Consider the following 437-nt stretch of genomic DNA (forward strand, 5'->3'; position numbering starts at 1 on the left):
CTTAATAAAAACACTATTTTCTAGGCTGCTAATTTCCTGAATTCTATAGGAGATAAGTAGCCTAGTTTTTGTTGAATTCTAACTTTATTATAGTTTTTAATGTAATTTTCGACAATATCTATTACAATATCATTAGAGCTATTAAGCTCGCTGTTTAAATAGAATGTTTCACACTTTAGCGAGGAATGAAAGCTTTCTATTGGGGCATTATCAGCTGGCGTTCCCTTACGGGACATGCTTCTGATAATGCCTTTTTCTTCGCATAATTTGTAATATTCATACGAAGTATAAACACTTCCTTGATCGCTATGAAGTACACAATCCTTGGGTATTTCTATTTGATTTAATGTATCATTGACTAACTTTTGGTTTTGATGTGGCCCAATTTTATAAGCAATAATTTCCCCATTATAAGCATCCATTATTGATGATAGGTA

Annotated in this window: 1 protein-coding gene; it reads right to left on the reverse strand. The window is 31.8% G+C overall.

Annotation, left to right across the window (positions count from 1 at the left end):
* Window positions 1–20: 20 nt before the first annotated feature.
* On the reverse strand, window positions 21–437 hold a 417-nt coding region (locus CD129_RS06070; RefSeq protein ID WP_144437004.1), incomplete at its 5' end, for a DDE-type integrase/transposase/recombinase.

It is taken from the genome of Mammaliicoccus fleurettii (assembly GCF_003970575.1).
GTDB lineage: Bacteria > Bacillota > Bacilli > Staphylococcales > Staphylococcaceae > Mammaliicoccus > Mammaliicoccus fleurettii.